This window comes from Streptococcus oralis (assembly GCF_001578945.1).
In the GTDB taxonomy this organism is placed as follows: domain Bacteria; phylum Bacillota; class Bacilli; order Lactobacillales; family Streptococcaceae; genus Streptococcus; species Streptococcus oralis_Q.
Genome location: NZ_KQ969665.1, coordinates 1 through 264, shown reverse-complemented (window position 1 = coordinate 264; position 264 = coordinate 1). Strand labels below are relative to the sequence as shown.

The following is a 264-nucleotide window of genomic DNA, read 5'->3' as shown; positions in this document are numbered from 1 at the left end:
GATCTGGATTTAAGCGTCCTTCGTCGTAAAGGGAAGACTCGACAACCCAAAGAAACACGTGGGACATTTAGGATTGGCACGTCGATTGCCAAACGTCCTAAAGAGGTTCGGAATCGTAAAACTTTTGGCCATTGGGAGCTTGATACTGTAGTGTCTTCCAGAGGCAAAAGTAAGGGCTGTTTAGCGACTTTTCTAGAGCGAAAAACGCGTTTTTACTTAGCTTTCAAGATACCAGATAGAACAGCCAAATCTATGTTTTCAGCT

General features: G+C 43.6%; 1 protein-coding gene. It reads left to right on the top strand.

What is annotated here, in order from left to right:
* Positions 1–264 (top strand): IS30 family transposase (locus SORDD16_RS10290; protein ID WP_128973524.1); only part of this gene is annotated, 264 nt, incomplete at both ends.